This window comes from Nocardia asiatica NBRC 100129, assembly GCF_000308415.1.
GTDB lineage: Bacteria > Actinomycetota > Actinomycetes > Mycobacteriales > Mycobacteriaceae > Nocardia > Nocardia asiatica.
This window is the reverse complement of record NZ_BAFS01000221.1, coordinates 1-18,687: the sequence shown is the minus strand read 5'-3', so window position 1 is coordinate 18,687 and position 18,687 is coordinate 1. Positions and strand designations below refer to the sequence as shown.

Here is an 18,687-nt window from a genome sequence, read left to right as displayed (position 1 = left end):
AGCGGTGACCATGGGTGGCGGATCGGTTGCGCACGCGTCGCCAGGGACCGAGTTTCGGCGAGAGGATGCAGACTTGTCGCAGCGGAGGGGTACATCGGCGTCGTCGCGTCCGACCGGAGCGGGCGGCCGGTCGTACCGACCGCTGCGCGTGCTCGCGGCGGCCGCCGCGGTGATCGTGCTCGCGCTCACCGGTTTCGCCTGGCGCAGTGTCGACGCGCTGGTCGCCGACATCGAGCGCATCGGCGATCTCGGTCTCGGCGGCAGCCGCGACGGTGCCGTGGACATCCTGCTGGTGGGCGTGGACAGTCGCACCGACGCGCACGGCAACCCGCTGTCGGACGCCGAGCGCGCCATGCTGCACGCGGGTGACGAGGTGGGCACCAATACCGACACCATCGTGCTGCTGCGGGTACCCAACGACGGACGTTCGGCGACCGCGATCTCCATTCCGCGCGATTCCTACGTCAACCTCCCCGGCCTCGGCATGGGCAAGATCAACTCGGCCTACGGCGCCACCAAGGCGGCCCAGTTGCAGAAGCTGATCGATCAAGGGGTCGCCGCGACCGACGCGGAGCGCGAGTCCACCCAGGCGGGCAGGCAGGCGCTGATCAAGACAGTGGCCGGTCTCACCGGCATCACCGTCGACCACTACGCCGAGGTGAGCCTGCTCGGCTTCGCCCTGCTCACCGACGCCGTCGGCGGGGTCGAGGTGTGCCTGCGGAACCCGGTCGACGAATGGATGTCCGGCGCCCGCTTCCCCGCGGGACGTCAACGCCTGGACGGGCCGAGGGCGCTGAGCTTCGTGCGTCAGCGCCACGATCTGGAGCGCGGCGACATCGACCGCATCGTGCGCCAGCAGGTGTTCATGGCGCAGCTGGTGCGACAGGTGCTCAGCGCGAAGACGCTGGCCAATCCGGTCAAACTCCAGCAACTCAGCGACGCGGTGGGCCGGACCATCGTGCTCGACGAGGACTGGGACGTGCTGTCGTTCCTGCAACGGTTGAAGGATCTGTCCGGCGGCCAGGTGAAGTTCGAGACCATCCCGGTCGCCGATCTCAACGGAGAGACCAGCAGCGGCGAATCCGTGGTCAAGGTCGAACCCAAGGCGGTCAAGTCCTACATCGCCTCGCTGGTCGGCGACGGCAAGGCCACACGCAACGCCGAGCCGGGCTTCGATCCGGCCACGGTGACCGTCAGCGTCTACAACGCGGGCGGAATCGGCGGGCTCGCGGCGGAGGTGGCGCAGGCGCTGAGCGCCAAAGGATTCCGCCAAGGCACGGTGTCCAACTACAGCGGCAACCGCGTCACCGGCAGCCGGGTGCTCGCGGCGGATACGGCGAGCCCCAAGGCGCAGGCGGTGGCCAAGGCGCTCGGCGGGCTGACGGTGGTCGCGGATCCGTCCCTGTCGCCGGATACGGTGAGCGTCGTGCTGGCGAGCGACTATTCTGGTCCGGGCTCGTCGGCGAGCCGGGTGTTCGATCTGTCCGGCACGTCGTCGGCAGCCACACCAGTCCCGCCCGCTCCACCGATCGACGCAGGCCAGAACGGACCGAAATGCGTGAACTGAAACATGCGTGACATCGACCAGGCACACACTCTCACCGAAGCGGTACTCGATCCGATCCTCGCTCGTGAACCGGCGGGCCCGCGCGTCACCTACTACGACGACGCCACCGGAGCGCGCATCGAACTGTCCGGCGCGACGCTGGCGAACTGGGCGGCCAAGACCGCCAACCTGATCCGCGACGAGTTCGGTCTGAGCCCGGGCGCCCGGGTCGCCGTGCTGCTCCCGGCGCACTGGCAGACCGCCGCGGTGCTGCTGGGTTGCTGGTGGGCGGGCACCGAGGTGGTGCTGCGCCCCGACGTGGACGCCGATCTGGCCCTGGTGACCCCGGACCGCCTGGACGAGGCCGACGGGGCGGGCGAGGTCGCGGCGCTGTCGCTGGACGCCATGGGCGCCCCGGTGCGCGACCTGCCGGTGGGCGTCACCGATTTCGCCACCTCGGTGCGCGTGCACGGCGACCAGTTCCTGCCCCGCGGCGCCGGTGTCGCGCTGGACGGCATGCCGGTCGCCGAGGTGCTCGCCGAAGCCAGGAGATCGGCGGTGCTGCAGGGTTTCACCGAGGGCGACCGGGTGCTGTCCAGCACGCCGTGGGAGACGCCCGCCGAACTGATCGACGGCTACCTCGCGGTGCTCGCCGCGGGCGCGTCGCTGGTGCAGGTGGTCAATCCGGATCCGGCGCTGCGGGACCGGCGCATCGCGTCGGAACGGGTGACCGCGCAACGCGGGTGAGCGGCGCCGCGGTCCCGCGATCAGCGCCCGGCAGCGGCTCCTACCACGGTATAGGCGCCGATCCGACCTGAGGACGTTTTACAACTCGGCGGCGTTCCGTACGGTGGAGTCATCGCACAACGACGGGGTTGGAGTATGAGGCCACACTATTGGTTCCGCTGGTTGTCGGTGCAGGGCGCGCCTCGTCTGGCGCTGCGGTTGCAGGCGCGCCGCGGCGACCCGTTCGCCGAGCTGATGGGCGGGCCCGCCGGTTTCGACGACCCATATCCGCTGATCGAGCGGTTGCGCGGGCAGGGGCGGCTGCTGCGCACCTCGATCGCCTGGGCGACCTTCGATCACGAGCTGTGCCGCTCCATCCTGCGCGACAACCGTTTCGGCGTGCGCACCACGGAGAGCTTCAACATTCCCAAGCCGATGCAGAAGCTGGCCGAGCGCTTCCCGCTGCCGCCGAATCCGGTCGAGCCGCCGTCCATGCTGGTGATCGATCCGCCGGAGCACACGGCGATGCGCAAGCCGGTCGCCTCGGCGTTCACCCCGCGCGCGATCCGCAGGTTGCGCGATCGCGTCGAGACGGTCACCGAGGAATTGCTGGACGCGCTGCCCTCGCCCGGTTCGGCCGATCTGATCCGTTCCTTCGCCGCCCAGGTGCCGATCGCGATCATCTCCGAGATGCTCGGCTTCCCCGACGAGGACAAGGCGCGGTTCCTCGACTGGGGTGACCGGATGACGCCGTTGCTGGACGTCGGCATCCCGTGGCGCGCGCATCGCAAGGCACTGCTGGCCATGGAGGTGATGAACGAATACCTCGACCAGCACATCGAACGGTTGCGCCGTGCCCCGGGCGACGACGTCCTCAGCAGCCTGGTCACCGCGGGCGAGCTGGACTCCTACGCGCTGAAGGCCACCGCGAGCCTGCTCATGGGCGCGGGCTTCGAGACGACGGTCAACCTGATCGGCAACGGTGCCGCGCAATTGCTGGCCCATCCCGATCAGCTGGAGCGGCTGCGCGAGGATCCGGAGCTGTGGCCCAACGCCGTCGAGGAGATCCTGCGCTTCGACTCACCGGTGCAGACCACGGCACGGACCGCGCTGACCGACGTGGAGATCGACGGCATCCCGGTGCGCGCGGGCAACACCGTGGTGCTGTCGCTCGCGGGCGCCAACCGCGACCCCGCGGTCTTCGCCGAACCGGGGCGGTTCGACGTCGGACGCGACAACGCCAAGGAGCACCTGTCGTTCAGCAGCGGCGTGCACGTCTGCCTCGGGGCGAGCCTGGCCAGGATGGAGGGCGTCCACGCGCTGCGAGCCCTGTTCGAGCGGTTCCCCGACCTGCGCCTGGACGGTCCGCCGAAGCGGCGCGCGCTGTTCACGCTGCACGGCTACGAACGGATGCCGGTGCGGCTCGGTCAGCGCGCGCCCGCGCCGGAGCCGGTCTGATCAGCCGGTCGTGGTCTTCCAGACGTAGCGGGTCTTCGGGCGTCCCGCCCTGCCGTAGTCCGAGCGCCGCACCACCAAGCCGTCGTCGGCCAGTTTCTCCAGATAGCGCCATGCGGTGATGCGCGAGACCCCGATCGAGGACGCGGTGTCCGCCGCGGTGACGCCTTCGGCCTCGGCCGCGCGCACGGTGCGGGAGATCTCGTCGAGAGTCTGCGGCGCGACGCCTTTCGGGGTGGCGGCGCGCTGGTCCGGGGTGCGCAGCGCGCTGAGCGCCCGGTCGATGTCGTTCTGGGAGATGGCGCTCTCCCCGGCCGGGAGCGCGGTGCGGAACTCGCGATAACGCTCCAGCTTGTCGCGGAACGCGGCGAAGGTGAACGGCTTCAGCAGATACAGCACGACGCCGTGCGACACGGCGGTGCGCACCATGGCGAGGTCCCGCGCGGAGGTGATGGCGATGACGTCGGGGCGCGGCGCCAAGCCGGTCAGCGCGGCCGCGACGTCGAGCCCGCTGGCGTCCGGCAGGCCGATGTCCATCAGCACCAGGTCGATCGGCGTGCCCTCGGCCGCGGCGTCGGCCGCCGCGCGCATCGCCTCGCGGCCGGTATGGGCGACACCGACGGGGGTGAATCCGGCGATGCGCTCCACGTAGGCGCGGTGCGCCTCGGCGATCAACGGCTCGTCCTCGACGATAAGCACACGGATCATCGTGCTTCCTTTCGTGGAATCGTCACGGTCACCGCGCTTTCGGGATCCCGTTGGGTGCGGATGCTTCCCCCGTGGCGGGCCACCAGCCGGTGGACCAGTGCGAGACCGAGCCCGTGGTGGTCGGCTTTGGTCGAATAGCCGCGCTGGGACGCGCGCGCGAACATCTCCGCCGACATGCCGGGGCCGCTGTCGGCGATCCGGATGTAGAGCATCGACTCGTCCGCGGCGTCCGCCCGCTGGTGGCGCAGGGTGACCTCCACCCAGCCGGACGCGCTGCCCGCCGCGGCATCGAGCGCGTTGTCGACGAGATTGCCGACCAGCGTCACGGTTTCGTGCGGCGACAGCGGATCCACCGAGTCCAGGGCGGTGTCGTCGGTGATCGTCAGCTCGATGCCGCGTTCGGCCGCCTGGTTCACCTTGCCGAGCAGCAGAGCGGCCAGGGCGGGCGCCCCCACCGCGGCGAACAGCCGATCGATCAGCGACTGCGACAGCTCGAGTTCCGCGGTGGCGAACTCGACGGCCTCCTGGTGACGGCCCAGCTCCACCATGGTGACCACGGTGTGCAGCCGGTTGGCGGACTCGTGCGCCTGCGCCTGCAACGATTCCGCGAAGCTGCGCACGGAGTCGAGTTCGCCCATCACCGCCTGCAATTCGGTGTGGTCGCGAATGGTCATCACCGTGCCGATCGGCCTGCCGTCCCACGAGACGGTGTCCTGGTTGACCAGCAGGATCCGGTCGGTGGTCACGTGCATCTCGTCGCGCACGGTGCCCCAGCTCATCCGCTGTAGCGACAGCGGGAGGTCGCTGCGCCGCACATCGCCCGGGGGCAGGTCGAGCAAGCGGCGCGCCTCGTCGTTGACCACCTCGGCGTCCTCGCCGGACGATCCGAACACCACCAGGCCCTCGTGCACCGAATGCAGGACGGCGTCGTGGTGCTCGTACATCGCGCGCAGCTCGTCGGGCGCCAGGCCGTGGGTCTGCCGCCGCAGCCTGCGGCTGAGCAGGAACGATCCGCCCGCGGCGAGCACGAGACCGGCCCCCGCGACGCCGAGGATCACCGGGAGCTGGGTGGCGACCTGGTCGCCGATCTTCGCACGGGTCACCCCCGCGGAGACCAGGGCGACGATCCGCCCGTCGTCGTAGACCGGGGTCACCGCCCGGATGGAGGGGCCGAGGGTGCCGGTGAAGGTCTCGGTGAAGGTCTCACCCGCCAGCGCGCGATCGATGGTGCCGCTGAACGGCAGACCGATCATCGCCGGGTTGGGGTGTGTGTAGCGGGTCCGGTCCGGTGCCATCACCACGATGAAATCCATGCCGGTCTCGCGGCGGATCTCCTCGGTGACCGGCTGCAACAGCGCCGTCGGATCGGGTGCGCCGAGCGCGGCCACGGTGGAAGGCGCGCGGGCGACGGTGATCGCGACGCCGGTGACCTCGCGGGTGGTGGTGACGTCGCTGTCGTGCCTGGCGTCCAGCACCGCGAGCACCACACCGATCGCGATCATCACCGCGAGCACGACCAACTGGAAGACGAATGCCTGACCGGCGAGGGAGAGCCGACCGCGTCTCACAAGCTCTTCCTCCGCTGAACGTAATGCACCAAACAGTGACCAGGATCACCCGGCCGACCATCATTCTGCCTGGCGAGCGTCAGCGACCTCGCTTCGGTACCTTCGAAGGGAAATCCTCGCTATGAACGACTCGGCACGAACGCGGCGCGACCGCACCCATTGGCTGTATCTGGCCGTCATCGTCGCGGTGGTCGCGGGCGTTCTCGTCGGCTGGCTGGCTCCCGGCGTCGCGCAGTCGTTCGCTCCGCTGGGAACCATCTTCGTCAACCTCATCAAGATGATGATCGCTCCGGTCATCTTCTGCACGATCGTGCTCGGAATCGGCTCGGTGCGGGCGGCGGCCACCGTCGGCAAAGTCGGCGGTCTGGCCATCGGGTACTTCCTGGTCATGTCGACCATGGCGCTCGGGATCGGCCTGGTCGTCGGCAATCTGCTGCAACCGGGCACCGGCCTGAACATCGCCAAGTCGACCAAAGCCGGTCACGACTTGGCCGACACCGCGCACGGTGCGGGCGGCACCTGGGAATTCATCCAGAACATCGTCCCTTCCACGCTGCTGTCCTCGCTCACCACCGGCAATGTCCTGCAGGCGCTGTTCGTCGCGCTGCTGGTCGGTTTCGCGGTGCAGGCCATGGGTACGGCGGGCGAGCCGATCGTGCGCGGCGTGGCGCTGCTGCAGAAGCTCGTGTTCCGGATCCTGGTGATGATCCTGTGGTTGGCGCCGATCGGCGCGTTCGGCGCGATCGCCAACGTGGTCGGCAAGACCGGCCTGGACGCGGTGGTGAAGCTGGGCACGCTCATGGTCGCGTTCTATCTCACCTGCCTGGTGTTCGTCTTCGGTGTGCTCGGCGTGCTGCTGTGGAGCGTGTCGCGGGTGTCGATCTTCAAGCTGGTCCGCTACCTCGCGCGGGAGTACCTGCTGATCGTCGCGACCTCCTCTTCGGAGTCGGCGCTGCCACGGCTGATCGCGAAGATGGACCACATGGGCGTGGAACGCTCCACCGTGGGCGTCGTCGTGCCGACCGGGTATTCGTTCAACCTCGACGGCACCGCCATCTACCTGACCATGGCGTCGCTGTTCATCGCCGAGGCGATGGGCAAGCCGCTGTCCATCGGCGAGCAACTCGGGCTGCTGTTGTTCATGATCGTCGCCTCCAAGGGCGCGGCGGGCGTCACCGGTGCGGGGCTGGCCACGCTGGCGGGCGGATTGCAGAGTCACCGGCCCGAACTCCTCGACGGCGTCGGCCTGATCGTCGGCATCGACCGCTTCATGTCCGAGGCGCGGGCGCTGACCAACTTCTCCGGCAACGCGGTCGCCACGGTGCTGATCGGCACCTGGACCAAGACCGTCGACGTGGACCGGGTGCGTGAGGTGCTCGAACGCAGGATGCCTTTCGATGAGCGGACCATGGTCGACGACGACCACGGCGCGCCGGGCGCTCCGGTCACGCGGGAGGCCGAGACCGTGGACCTGGTCAAGGCATAGGGGCGCAGCCGGCACCCGTCCGCGCTGGACCGGTTGCAGGCAGCAGCCCACCACGCAGGGCCCGCAGGATCAGCGGGCCCTGCGTCGCGTCCGGGTCAGGCCGCCCACTTCTCCGGGTGGAGGTGGTGCTGGGTGAGTGCGGTGGCGTGGCCGTGCCCGAAGCCGTGCTCGGTCTTCAGCCACTCGACCAGTTCTTTGTGCGAGGTCAGTCCGGTGTCGCGCATGGCGGCCTTCCACTCCTCGATCGCGCGGCCGTACTTGGCCTCGATGGAGGGGAAGTAGGACGCGGGGCCGTGCGGCTTGGTCGCCATGGTCGTTCTCCTTGCTGTTCGTGCGTTCGATGGTGAGGACGGAGTGAGGCTTCGGATTTCGTCGGTGGCCGGCGGCTGTGTTCCATATCACCGGCGATCGCTCGGACCGCTGGGAGTCGGCATGTCGGCGAGCGAGCCGAAGGCGGGCCGGCCGGTAGCGTGGGGGCATGGCTGATGTGGTGGTGGTCGGCTCGGGACCCAACGGTCTCGCCGCCGCGGTGATCCTGGCCAGGGCCGGGCTCGACGTCGCGGTCTACGAAGCCGAGCAGGCGGCGGGCGGTGGCTCGCGCACGGCCGAGCTGACGCTCCCCGGCTACCGGCACGACCTGTGCGCGGGCGCGCATCCGATGGCGGCCGCCTCCCCGCTGTTCCGGGCGTTCGATCTGTCCGCCCACGGTGTCGAACTGCTCGCGCCGGAGGTCTCCTACGCGCACCCGCTCGACGGCGGCGTCGCCGGACTGGCCTGGCGGGACCTGGAACGGACGGTCGAGCACCTCGGCCCCGACGGACCGGCATGGCGCAATCTGTTCGCACCGCTGGTGCGGCGCTGGCCCGCGGTGGTCGACCTCGCGATGTCGGATCTGCGCCGCGTCCCGTCCGGGCTCGCGACGGCCGTCCGCTTCGGCCTGCGCACACTGGAGCAGGGCTCACCGCTGTGGAATCTCCGCTTCCGGGAGCAGGTCGCGCCCGCCCTGCTGACCGGCATCGCCACCCACGCGATCATCCCGCCGCGCGCGATCACGGCCGCGGGCGCGGCACTGATGCTCGGCGCCCTCGCCCATGCCGCGGGCTGGGTCGTTCCGCGCGGCGGCAGTCAGGCGATCCCCGACGCGATGATCGCCGAACTCGAACGTCTCGGCGGCCGGGTGCACACCGGGCACCGGGTGGATTCGCTGGACGAGTTCGCCACCGCCCGCGCCGTACTGCTCGATCTTTCCCCCGCCGAACTGCTGCGCATCGCCGAGCACCGGTTGCCCGCCCGGTACGCGAAGCGACTCGGGCGTTTCCGCTACGGCGGCGCGGCCTGCAAGGTCGATTTCGCGCTCTCCGGACCGGTGCCGTGGCAGGCCGAGGGCTGCGCACTGGCCGGAACGCTGCACGTGATCGGCACCCGCGCCGAGGCCATGGCCGCCGAGCACGCCGTGGCCATGGGGCGGCACGCCGAACGCCCCTATGTGCTGACCATCCAGCCCGGAGTGGTCGACCCCACCCGCGCCCCTGCGGGCGGCCACACCTTCTACACCTACGCCCACGTGCCCAACGGCTCCACGCGCGATGTCAGCGCGGACGTGATCGCCCAAATCGAGCGGTTCGCGCCGGGCTTCCGCGATCTGATCCTGGCGAAGAACGTCATCACGGCCGCCGAATTGCCCGCGCACAACGCGAACTACCTCGGCGGCGACATCTCGGCGGGCGCGATGACGCTGCGGCAGTTCGCTTTCCGTCCAGCTCCGCGCTGGAACCCCTACGCCACACCGATTCCCGGCGTCTATCTGTGTTCGTCCTCGACCCCGCCGGGCCCCGGCGTCCACGGCATGAGCGGCCTGCACGCCGCCCGGCACGCCCTGCGCGAGCGCTTCGACATCCGCACCGATCCGCTCGAGCTGCTTCGGACTCCCGCCGCTCAGCACCGCTGAGCGGCGCACGAGTTCCCGCCGGAAGATCAGCCCTCGACGGGCTGCGTGCGGTAGAGGTCGGGTTCGAGGTAGATGACCCGCGCCGCGGGGACCGCCGCGCGAACGCGGGACTCGGCATCATCGATGGCGCTCGCGATCGCCGCGACGTCCAGACCGGGCACCACGCCGACCTTCGCCGCCACGAGCAGTTCCTCCGGGCCGAGGTACTGGGTCTTGAGGTGGATCACCCGATCGATGCGGGTGTCGTCGACCAGCTTCGCCCGGATCTGCCGGTCCTCCTCCGGCGTGGCGCCCTCGCCGATCAGCAGGCTCTGCATCTCCACGATCAGCACCACGGCGATGACGCCGAGCAGCCCGCCGATGGCCAGGGTGCCGACGCCGTCCCAGATCGGGTCGTGGGTGACCATGGTCAGGCCGACGCCCGCCAGCGCCAAGATCAGGCCGACCAGCGCGCCGGTGTCCTCCAGCAGCACCACCGGCAGTTCCGGGCTGCGCGAGTTACGAATGAACTGCCACCAGCCGGCATCACCCTTCAGCGGCGCGGACTCGCGCACCGCCGTGGTGAAGCTGTAGATCTCCAAGGCGATCGCGATCACCAGGATGACGATCGCCACGATCGGCGAAGTCAGTTCCTCCGGGTGCTGGATCTTGTGGATGCCTTCGTAGATGGCGTAACCGGAGCCGAGGGTGAACAGCACCAGCGCCACGATGAACGAGTAGAAGTAGCGGTTGCGCGCGTACCCGAACGGGTGCAGCTCGGTGGCTTCCTTCGCGGCGCGCCGCTGCCCCAGCAGCAGCAGTCCCTGATTGCCCGTGTCGGCCACGGAGTGCACCGCCTCGGCGAGCATCGACCCCGAGCCGGTGATCGCCGCACCGACGAACTTCGCCGCGGCGATCCCCGCGTTCGCGGTCAACGCCGCGACGATCGCCTTCTTGCCACCACCAGCCGACATGGAAGCATGTCCTCTCTGTTCGCCGAGATACCCGCGACCAGACTAGGCCACCGGCGAGCCCGCGGTCGGGTTCGGTCAGCCGGTCGCGCCGACGCACGCGCAGAACAGCTGGACGGCGCCGTCCAGCGCCTGTGCGCGAATATCGGTGTCGGCGGCGGAGATCCAGGCGGCGCCGCCCCGGGTGAGCTCCAGCGCGGAGCCGTTCTGGAACAGGCGCACCCGTCCCGCCGTGCACAGCACGATGCCCGGCCCCGCCGCGGTGAGCGGCACCCGCGCGGACCCGGCCACCAGGTCGAAGCGGCGCAGCGCGAACTCCGGGGCGGGCGTGCGGTAGCGTACCGATCCGTCGCCGGCGGGTTCCGGCAGCACGACCGGCAGGCCGATCGGCTCGAAGTCCAGCACGCGCAACAGTTCCGGCACGTCGACGTGTTTGGGCGTGAGACCGCCGCGCAGCACGTTGTCGGAGTTGGCCATGATCTCCACGCCGAGCCCGCGCAGGTAGGCGTGCAGGTTCCCGGCCGCGAGGAACAATCCCTGGCCCGGCTCCAACGTCACCCGGTTCAGCAGCAGCGCCGCCAGCACACCCGCGTCGCCGGGGTATGCCTCGGCCAGTTCCAGCGTCGTGCGCGCCTCGGCCGTGAACTCGCGCGTGCCTTTGCCGGACAGGTATCGCACGCAGCCGTCCAGCACCGCGGGCAGCAACGTGGCCAGCACGTGCTGCGGCAGCGTGATCCAGGTGGTGAACAGCGTGCGCAAGCCCGCGGAATCCGGCTGTGCGGCCAGCAGTTCGCAGTAGTGCCGCAGGCCGTCCACCGCCAGCGCGCGCAGCAACTCGACCGTGCGGTGCGGTTCGCGGAACCCGGCCAGCGCGTCGAATCGGTCCAGCGCGACGACCAGTTCCGGCTTGTGGTTCTCGTCGCGGTAGTTGCGCAGCGGCGAATCCAGCGGCACTTTCGCCCGGTTCTCCCGTTCGAAGCCGGCCCGCGCCTGTTCCGTGCTCGGGTGCGCCTGCAGTGACAGTGGTTCCTCGGCGGCCAGGACCTTCAGCAGGAACGGCAGCTTGGCGTCGAATTCCGCCGCGGCGGAACCCAGTTCCCGGTCCGGGTCGGCGGCGACCAGCTCCAGCAGGGACGTGGTGCGGTCACCGATCTTCACGTGCGCCGGGTCGGCGGGGTGGGCGCCGAACCACAACTCTGCTTCCGGATGCGCCGACGGCACCGGCCTGCCGCACAGCTGAGCGAGCGCGGTGCGCGAGCCCCAGGCATACGAGCGCAGCGCACCAACGAGTTCGTGCACTAGTAGCTGCCCCCGTACTGCCCCTGGCTGTCGGCCGATGCGCTGCGCGAGCCGATCAGCCGCAGGTAGGCGGCGGCCATCTCCAGCCGCAGCGCGAGTACCGCGAGCTGTTCGAGTTCGGTGCCGTTGGCGGGCGCGGACTCCTCGTCGCGGGCCTGCGCGGGGGCGGCGGGGTCGGTCATCTCGGTGTGCAGCAGATCGACGTCGGCGTTTACCAGATCGGCGTCTACCAGATTCGAACCCTCGCCGCCGAACACCGCCAGGCGGCGGCGCGCGGCCGCGCGATCGCGATCGGCGCTGAGCACGAACACCCGGATGCGCTCCACCGGCGCGGGACCGTCGAGTTCCTCGTCGTGGAACAGCGGATCGAAGTCGGGCGCGGATTCGCCTGCCGCCTCCGACATCCTGGTCCGCGCCGCCACGGCCTCGGCCAGATCCACCGCGGTGGCCACCTTGCCCGCGGACTGCAGCAGCACCTCGGCCCCGTGCTCGGCCAGTTCGGCGGCGGCGGGCGAATCGCCCGCGAGCACGATGCCCCGCTGCTGCATGCGCGCGGCCAGCGTCTTGGCGGGATTGCGGAAGACCTCGTTGTGCGGGCCGTCGCGCAGGGCCTCCGCGTCCAGCACATCGGCCAGTTCGGTGAGTTCGGGGACGGCGGCGCCGGTGCGCTGCGGGTCGACCGCGCGCAGCACCGCGATGCCGACTGCCAGGAAGCGCAGCAGGCGGTTGTGCCCGAGCACCCGCACCCGTGGTTCCAGCACGGCGGCGCGTCCGGCCGCTGCGGCGCGCAGCGGACCCTCGTGCGGCGCGGCGACGACCACCTCCGCGCCGCGGCGCAGCGCCCGGTCGACGGCGTCGATCAGCCGGGGGTCGCCCGCGTCGTCGCCGGAGACCAGGACGACGTCCAGCGGCCCCACCCACGGCGGGAGGGCGGCGGCGGGCACGACGGGTAGGCCCGCACGGTCGCCGAGCGCGGCGACGAGCAGTCCGGCGGCCCGCGCGGCACGTCCGGAACCGGAGACCAATACCACGCTGCGTGGGCGCAGATCGGCCAATCGGGCCAGCGCGTCCTCACCGACGGCCGCCGCGGTAGCACGTACCTGGGCGCCGCCGGAAGCGGCCGAGCGAAGGGCGCCGCCTGCGTCGGCGGCCTCGAGTGATGCGGCATCGTCGAGGTCGAGCACCGGTGTTCCAGCGATCATCGGGCGTCCCACCTCCCCTCATCGCGCTGTGTCTTTTCCGCCCCCGCGCCCACCCGGTCCAGCTGCCACACCGAGACCGAGTCGGGCGAATCCAAGGCCTGTGATTCCACTATTCCAGTCAGGAGCGCACGATGCTCAAGATCTCGGTCACGAGTGCGTCTACTTCCTCCGCCGATCGGGCTTCGACGTTCAGCCGGAGCAACGGCTCGGTATTCGACGCGCGCAGGTTGAACCAGGCGTTGTCGGCCAGCTGCACGGTCACTCCGTCCAGCCGGTCCACCGAGTGCGCCCGGTTCGCGAAGGCTTCCACCACGGCCAGCGTCCGCGCCTGGGCGTCGGTCACGGTGGAGTTGATCTCGCCGGAGGCCGCGTAGCCCGCGTAGGAGGCCATCAGTTCCGACACGGGACGGTCCTTCTCGCCGAGCGCGGCCAGCACGTGCAGCGCCGCGAGCATGCCGGAGTCGGCGCCCCAGAAGTCGCGGAAGTAGTAGTGCGCGGAGTGCTCTCCGCCGAACACCGCTCCGGTGGCGGCCATCTCCTGCTTGATGAACGAGTGCCCGACCCGGGTGCGCACCGGCGTTCCGCCCAGCTCGTGCACCAGTTCCGGCACCGCGCGGGAGGTGATCAGGTTGTGGATGATCACCGCGCCGGGCTCCTTGGCCAGCTCGCGCTCGGCGACCAGGGCGGTGATCGCCGAGGGCGACACCGGCTCGCCGTTCTCGTCGACGACGAAGCAGCGGTCGGCGTCGCCGTCGAAGGCCAGGCCGATGTCCGCGCCGGATTCGCGGACCAGCTTCTGCAGGTCCACCAGGTTCGCCGGGTCGAGCGGATTGGCCTCGTGGTTGGGGAAGCTGCCGTCCAGCTCGAAGTACAGCGGCACGATCGTCACCTGCGGCAGCGTGCCCAGCACCGCGGGGACGGTGTGGCCGCCCATGCCGTTGCCCGCGTCCACCGCGATGGTGAGGGGACGGATGCCGCCGAGATCGACCAGGCCGCGCAGGAACCGCGCGTACTCGCTGAGCAGGTCCAGTTCCGTCGCGCTGCCGCGCTCGCCCTGGTACCCGGGGACGCCCTCGATCAGCTCGTTCTTGATGGTGGCCAGACCGGTGTCCTGCCCGACCGGAAGGGCCTTGGCGCGGCACAGTTTGATGCCGTTGTAGCGGGCCGGGTTGTGGCTGGCGGTGAACATGGCGCCCGGGCAGTCCAAGTGGCCGGAGGCGAAGTACAGCTGGTCGGTCGAGGCCAAGCCGATGTGCACCACGTCGAGGCCCTGGCCGAGCACGCCGTCGGCGAAGGCCGCCGACAGGGCGGGCGAGGAGTCCCGCATGTCGTGTCCGATGACGATCCGGTGCGCGTTCTCCGCGCGCATCAGCCGGGCGAAGGAGGCGCCGACGTCCCTGACGAATTCCGCGTCGATCTGATCACCGACCACACCGCGAACGTCGTAGGCCTTGATCACCGCGTTCACGAATTCGGCAGAGCGGGCGACTGTCATGCCCACCACCCTAGTGGTTGCGCCGAACCGGTCCGACACCGTCCTCGTCTGTTCAGGACGGCGGGTCGGGCAGCACGCGCAGATGGCCGCGACGGCCGGTTCGCGTGGTCCGCGGCGGCGGGGGAGCGTAGTCGCGATAGCCGCGCTGCTCGTGCTCCGGCGGGCGGCGGCGCAGACCGGCCTCCCGCACCGCCTCCGCGAGCGCGGTCAGATCGTCGTCATCCGGTGTGCTGGAGGAGAATCCACCTTCGTGGCGAACCAGTTCCCAGCCCTTCGGAGCGGTGATTCGTGAGCCGTGCGTTTCGCAGAGATCCCAGGAGTGCGGTTCGGCGACCGTCGCTAGTGGTCCCACCACCGCCGTCGAGTCCGAGTACACATAGGTGAGCGTCGCGACGGCCGGATTCTTGCAGCCTGGACGGCAGCAACGACGCATGGGAATCACGCCGATGAGAGTAACCCCCCTGGCGCGTCGATGGGGACAGACACGCTTGAAGAATCTCGGTCCGTGCGTCGCGAAACGAGTCCGGCACCGGGCGTCGCGTGTGCTCTGGACGACGTGCCCGGCTCGATGACGATGTCCCGCGCGACCGGACCCGTGCGGGCGCGCGGCGCGAAAGGTTCGTCGCGAACCGGGGAATAGCGGATTACCCAACCGGCGCCGGGCTACACGTGTTCGCGCCGGCGCCTGCCCCGCAACGGCATTCGAGGGCCGCCGCCGCCTGGATGGGTGCGACTCACTCGGCTTCCGGATCGATCACGTCCGGGTCGACGCCGAGGTAGGTGGCCACCTGCTGGACCAGGACCTCGCGCAGCAGGTCCACCAGGTCGTCGGGATCGCTGGCGCGCAGCTCGAGCGGCTTGCGGAACAGCACCACCCGCGCCCTGGTCGCCGCGCCGTGGCGGTCGACTCCGGCGGGGATGAGCCGGGAGAGGGGAACCGGGCCGTCGGCGACCACCTCATCCGGCCAAGTGACGGAATCGGGGTGCAGCGGACGGATTTTCGGAACGTCGTCGACCGCGATGTCGAGCTTGGTGAGCCGGTCGTGCCAGCGGGTGTCCAGCGGGGCGAACGCCTCCAGCACCAGCCGGTCGAACTTCTGGCCGCGGGTCCGCCAAGCGGGCACCGTGGGTGGCAGCATCGGCCCGCGGACTCCGCGGCCGCGGCGGATCACCGACCGGGCGGTCGGCGGTCGACGCTTACGGGAACGTGCCATGACACAAAATCTAGGCCAGCCGGCGCCGGTGGTCCGCATCGAGGCGGTCGAGATCGGTCCGGTCGTGTCGCGCGTGCCCGGAGCGCCCTGGTGGGACGGGCGGCTCCGGGCCCCGCGGATGTCTGTCAGCCGATGCCGCGCTTGAGGCGGCGGCGCTCCCGCTCGGAGAGCCCGCCCCAGATGCCGAAGCGCTCATCGTGCGCGAGTGCGTATTCCAGGCACTCGTCGCGCACCTCGCAGCCCATGCAGATCCGTTTGGCCTCACGAGTCGAGCCGCCCTTCTCGGGGAAGAACGCCTCCGGATCGGTCTGCGCGCACAGGGCGCGCTCCTGCCACTGCTCCTCGATGGATTCGAACATCTCGTCGAAGCCGGTCACGACCAGGCTGAGCCGGGGCGCCGTGACTCCGTCACCCCCCTCTTGGTCCTTCCAGCCGCCGTTGTCTGCGCAGACGCCACGTGCTGCGCCTGCTGTGGAATCGGTCGGCGAGACCATCTCATTGGCCACGCTCCGCCTCCTCACTGTGTGTTAGCGCAGAATGATTCTTTCCGTCGGACCAACACGCGCACCGACGGCCATACCCCGCGACGTTGTCCCGCGGACGTCCCCGAGCTTGTCATACCGATGCGAACATCTGTTCGAAAACTGGCTCGCGCGTGGAACTCTCGCGCGACCCCGGAATGACATGACTGTGATTAGACACGCCGGACGCGTCGATGGTCAAGCCGCCGTCGCTATTCCGTTACTATCCGCAGCCGCATTCCGAGCCCAACTTGTGATCTGCAATAGCAAATAAACAGCAAATTTGCCGCGAATGGGAGCCGCCACGCCAGGGCATAGGCTGTGCGGATGTGACTGGACAACAAGCGGACGCCTCGCCCGCGAACGGACCCCGGATCGCCGTGCTGGTCGGCGGCGTCGGTGGCGCGCGATTCCTGCAGGGCGTCCGGGAGCTGCTGCCCGAGGCGGATGTAGCCGCCATCGTGAACGTCGGCGACGACGTCTGGATGCACGGGCTCCGGATCTGTCCCGACCTCGACACCTGCATGTATACCCTCGGCGGCGGCATCGATACCGACCGGGGCTGGGGTCGGGTCGGCGAGAGCTGGCACGCCAAGGAGGAGCTCGCGAAATATCACGCCCAGCCCGATTGGTTCGGCCTGGGGGACCGCGATATCGCCACGCATCTGATCCGGACCGAAATGTTGCGCGCCGGATACCGGCTCTCCGCGGTCACCGAGGCGCTGTGCAACCGGTGGCAGCCGGGCGTGAAACTGATCCCGGCAACCGACGATCGCTGCGAAACGCATGTCGTGGTGACCGATCCGGACAACCCTGGCGAACGGCGCGCGATCCATTTTCAAGAGTGGTGGGTTCGCTACCGCGCGAACATCCACACCCATGGATTCGCCACAATTGGCGCGGATGAAGCCAAACCTGCCCCGAATGTGATCAATATCATAGAATCCGCTGACGTGGTTCTCCTCGCCCCGTCGAACCCCGTCGTGAGCATCGGCGCCATCCTCGCCGTGCCCGGTATCCGCGGCGCCCTGCGCACCACCGCGGCCAAGGTGATCGGCGTGTCCGGTGTGATCGACGGCAAGCCGCTGCGCGGTATGGCCGACGAGTGCCTGTCGGTGATCGGCGTGGAGACCACGGCCGAGGCGATCGGCCGGTACTACGGCGCCCGCTCGGCCACCGGCATCCTGGACGGTTGGCTGATCCACAGCACCGACACCGCCGACGTGCCCGGCGTGGCGGTGCGTAGCGTGCCCTTGTTGATGACCGACCCGCCCACCACCGCCGAGATGGTGCGTCAGGCGCTGGATCTCGCTGGAGTCGCCCTGTGACCACACCGACCGACCACGCGGCCGGAGAGCTGCGCATCCTGCCCGTCACCGGGCTGCCCGAATTCCGGCCCGGCGACGACCTCGCCGAGCACATCGCCCGCTGCGCGCCCTGGCTGGCCGACGGTGACGTACTGGTGGTCACCAGCAAGATCGTCGCCAAGGTGGAGGGTCGCATCGTGGAGGCCCCGCTGGACCCGGAGGAACGCGACGCCGCCCGGCGCAGGCTCGTCGACCAGGAGGCCGTGCGGGTGCTCGCCCGCAAGGGCCGCACGCTGATCACCGAGAACAAGCTCGGCATCGTGCAGGCGGCCTCGGGTGTGGACGGCTCGAACGTCGAACAGGGCGAACTCGTGCTGCTGCCCACCGATCCCGACGCCAGCGCCAAGGCGCTGCGGGCCGCGCTCGCCGAACGGCTCGGCGTGACGGTCGCGGTGGTCGTCACCGACACGATGGGCCGCGCCTGGCGCAACGGCCAGACCGACGCGGCGATCGGCGCCGCGGGCCTGCGGGTGCTGCACGACTACGCGGGCGCGGTCGACGGGCAGGGCAACGAGTTGTTCGTCACCCAGGTGGCCGTGGCGGACGAACTGGCCGCCGCCGCCGATCTGGTCAAAGGCAAACTCGGCGGTGTCCCGGTCGCCGTGGTGCGCGGCCTGCCGGTCGCCGACGACGGATCCAGCGCCGCCGATCTGCTGCGCGGCGGCACCGATGACCTCTTCTGGCTGGGCACCGCCGAAGCGATCGAGCGCGGTCGCAAGGAGGCGGTCCTGCTGCGTCGCTCGATCCGCCGGTTCGCCGACACTCCGGTGGATCCGGAACGCATCCGCGCGGCGGTGTCGGTCGCGCTGACCGCGCCCGCGCCGCATCACACCCGCCCGGTGCGCTTCGTCTGGCTGCGCGATCCGGAGCGGCGCACTCGCCTGCTCGAGGCGATGGCGCAGCAGTGGCGCGCCGATCTGACCGCCGACGGGCTCGCGCCGGAGCGGGTCGAGCGCCGCGTCGCCCGCGGGCGCATCCTGTTCGACGCCCCGGAGGTGATCATCCCGTTCTGCGTGCCGGACGGCGCGCACGACTATCCGGACGAGCGCAGACGGGCCAACGAACGCACCATGTTCACCGTGGCGGTGGGCGCCGCGGTGCAGGGACTGCTGGTCGCCTTGGCCGCCGAGGGAATCGGCAGCTGCTGGATCGGGTCGACCATCTTCGCTCCCGAGATCACCCGTGACGTCCTGGGCCTGGCC

At 70.2% G+C, this 18,687-nt stretch carries 17 protein-coding genes; 7 read left to right on the top strand and 10 right to left on the bottom strand.

Annotation, left to right across the window (positions count from 1 at the left end; translation table 11 throughout):
- Window positions 1-10: 10 nt before the first annotated feature.
- From ON27_RS21945 to ON27_RS21935, 3 genes are all read left to right on the top strand, one after another.
- Window positions 11-1,567, top strand: coding sequence for an LCP family protein (locus ON27_RS21945; protein ID WP_083887729.1), 1,557 nt, complete (start codon window positions 11-13; stop codon window positions 1,565-1,567).
- A gap of 3 nt (window positions 1,568-1,570) precedes the next feature.
- Window positions 1,571-2,293, top strand: coding sequence for a TIGR03089 family protein (locus ON27_RS21940; protein WP_043730942.1), 723 nt, complete (start codon window positions 1,571-1,573; stop codon window positions 2,291-2,293).
- Between the two features lie 135 nt (window positions 2,294-2,428).
- Window positions 2,429-3,730: a cytochrome P450 gene (locus ON27_RS21935; RefSeq protein ID WP_043730939.1), complete on the top strand. Its 1,302-nt coding sequence runs from the start codon at window positions 2,429-2,431 to the stop codon at window positions 3,728-3,730.
- Here ON27_RS21935 and ON27_RS21930 read toward each other — a convergent pair whose 3' ends face one another.
- Window positions 3,731-4,435: a response regulator gene (locus ON27_RS21930; protein WP_043730936.1), complete on the bottom strand. Its 705-nt coding sequence runs from the start codon at window positions 4,433-4,435 to the stop codon at window positions 3,731-3,733.
- Complete coding sequence (locus tag ON27_RS21925) at window positions 4,432-6,003, bottom strand: sensor histidine kinase (RefSeq protein ID WP_043730934.1); 1,572 nt, start codon at window positions 6,001-6,003, stop codon at window positions 4,432-4,434. The genes ON27_RS21930 and ON27_RS21925 overlap by 4 nt, the downstream gene beginning before the upstream one ends.
- Before the next feature lie 121 nt (window positions 6,004-6,124).
- Between ON27_RS21925 and ON27_RS21920 the strand changes: the two genes are divergently transcribed.
- Window positions 6,125-7,489 carry a cation:dicarboxylate symporter family transporter gene (locus ON27_RS21920; RefSeq protein WP_051046874.1) on the top strand — a complete coding sequence of 455 codons (1,365 nt, stop codon included), beginning with the start codon at window positions 6,125-6,127 and terminating at the stop codon, window positions 7,487-7,489.
- Window positions 7,490-7,584: 95 nt separating this feature from the next.
- Here the strand turns inward: ON27_RS21920 and ON27_RS21915 are convergent, their stop codons facing one another.
- On the bottom strand, window positions 7,585-7,800 hold the full coding sequence (locus ON27_RS21915) for a DUF4287 domain-containing protein (RefSeq protein ID WP_043730931.1): 216 nt from the start codon (window positions 7,798-7,800) through the stop codon (window positions 7,585-7,587).
- A 167-nt stretch (window positions 7,801-7,967) separates the two neighbouring features.
- Between ON27_RS21915 and ON27_RS21910 the strand changes: the two genes are divergently transcribed.
- Window positions 7,968-9,437, top strand: coding sequence for a phytoene desaturase family protein (locus ON27_RS21910; RefSeq protein ID WP_043730927.1), 1,470 nt, complete (start codon window positions 7,968-7,970; stop codon window positions 9,435-9,437).
- 26 nt (window positions 9,438-9,463) lie between these two features.
- On the opposite strand, the gene ON27_RS21905 is transcribed toward ON27_RS21910, so the two are convergent.
- The 7 genes from ON27_RS21905 to ON27_RS21875 all read right to left on the bottom strand — a co-directional run bounded on the left by ON27_RS21905 (window position 9,464) and on the right by ON27_RS21875 (window position 15,956).
- Window positions 9,464-10,390, bottom strand: a complete 927-nt coding sequence (locus tag ON27_RS21905; RefSeq protein ID WP_043730924.1) for a cation diffusion facilitator family transporter — start codon at window positions 10,388-10,390, stop codon at window positions 9,464-9,466.
- A 75-nt stretch (window positions 10,391-10,465) separates the two neighbouring features.
- A complete protein-coding gene (manA, locus tag ON27_RS21900; RefSeq protein ID WP_043730920.1) occupies window positions 10,466-11,686 on the bottom strand; it encodes a mannose-6-phosphate isomerase, class I in 1,221 nt (406 codons plus the stop codon).
- On the bottom strand, window positions 11,686-12,888 hold the full coding sequence (locus ON27_RS21895; RefSeq protein WP_043730916.1) for a serine/threonine-protein kinase: 1,203 nt from the start codon (window positions 12,886-12,888) through the stop codon (window positions 11,686-11,688). The genes manA and ON27_RS21895 overlap by 1 nt, the downstream gene beginning before the upstream one ends.
- A 118-nt stretch (window positions 12,889-13,006) precedes the next feature.
- Complete coding sequence (locus ON27_RS21890; RefSeq protein ID WP_043730912.1) at window positions 13,007-14,383, bottom strand: phosphomannomutase/phosphoglucomutase; 1,377 nt, start codon at window positions 14,381-14,383, stop codon at window positions 13,007-13,009.
- A 52-nt stretch (window positions 14,384-14,435) separates the two neighbouring features.
- Window positions 14,436-14,816 (bottom strand): DUF3499 domain-containing protein, encoded by a 381-nt coding sequence (locus tag ON27_RS21885; protein WP_043697013.1) that lies wholly within the window; start codon window positions 14,814-14,816, stop codon window positions 14,436-14,438.
- Between the two features lie 301 nt (window positions 14,817-15,117).
- On the bottom strand, window positions 15,118-15,597 hold the full coding sequence (locus ON27_RS21880) for a metallopeptidase family protein (protein WP_167477524.1): 480 nt from the start codon (window positions 15,595-15,597) through the stop codon (window positions 15,118-15,120).
- 125 nt (window positions 15,598-15,722) lie between these two features.
- Window positions 15,723-15,956, bottom strand: coding sequence for a WhiB family transcriptional regulator (locus ON27_RS21875; protein ID WP_029901515.1), 234 nt, complete (start codon window positions 15,954-15,956; stop codon window positions 15,723-15,725).
- Between the two features lie 491 nt (window positions 15,957-16,447).
- Between ON27_RS21875 and cofD the strand changes: the two genes are divergently transcribed.
- Window positions 16,448-17,446: a 2-phospho-L-lactate transferase gene (cofD, locus tag ON27_RS21870; RefSeq protein WP_051046873.1), complete on the top strand. Its 999-nt coding sequence runs from the start codon at window positions 16,448-16,450 to the stop codon at window positions 17,444-17,446.
- A partial coding sequence (locus ON27_RS21865; RefSeq protein WP_043730908.1) for a coenzyme F420-0:L-glutamate ligase occupies window positions 17,443-18,687 on the top strand: 1,245 nt, incomplete at its 3' end. The genes cofD and ON27_RS21865, both read left to right, overlap by 4 nt.